Annotated in this window: 1 pseudogene; it reads right to left on the bottom strand. The window is 62.0% G+C overall.

Features of this window, described 5'->3' with window-relative positions:
* Nucleotides 1–255, bottom strand: a pseudogene (locus GM672_RS28080) (IS3 family transposase); the annotation flags it as partial.

Raw genomic sequence — 255 nt, 5'->3', positions numbered from 1 at the left:
GCGACTTCGGCAGCAGTAAACCCTGGGCCTTCATCACGCGATACATGCGCTTGTGATTGACTGGCCGCAGGCCCATCAGGCTGCGCGTGCGGTTCACCAAGGCGCCGGCGCGGCGATAGCCGTAAGTGGGCAATGCCGTGATCTCGGCACGCACGGCATCGGCAATCGTTGCGTCAGCGGCTGGATCAAGCCTGGCCAACGCACGACCATCGATCCAGTCTACAGGACGCGCAAGGCGATCAATAATGTTCGAGC

This window comes from Pseudoduganella buxea, assembly GCF_009720835.1.
Lineage (GTDB): Bacteria > Pseudomonadota > Gammaproteobacteria > Burkholderiales > Burkholderiaceae_D > Rugamonas > Rugamonas buxea.
Note: the sequence above shows the minus strand (reverse complement) of the source record. Positions and strands in the feature narration are given on the sequence as shown.